General features: G+C 60.1%; 1 pseudogene. It reads right to left on the reverse strand.

The annotated features are described in order from the left end of the window. A pseudogene (locus tag EXE45_RS21890) lies at positions 1 to 208 on the reverse strand (RNA-guided endonuclease TnpB family protein); the annotation flags it as partial.

Genomic DNA, 208 nt, shown 5'->3' on the forward strand with positions numbered 1-208 from the left:
TTCCGATGGATTTGCGGAGTTGCTTGTAGTGTTCGCGGACGCGACGGACTTCTGCGCCGTGGAACGTGGTGTCACGGTCAGAGAGGAACGTGCTGACGGCTATCCATTTCGCACCCATATCGACGGCGAGTACGTCGTCGTAGGCGTCTGCGACGGCCACAGACCGTTTACAGACGAGGTGGACGTACCACTCGCCGTCTCGCTGGAC

It is taken from the genome of Halorubrum sp. SP9 (assembly GCF_005435015.1).
Taxonomy (GTDB): Archaea; Halobacteriota; Halobacteria; order Halobacteriales; family Haloferacaceae; genus Halorubrum; species Halorubrum sodomense.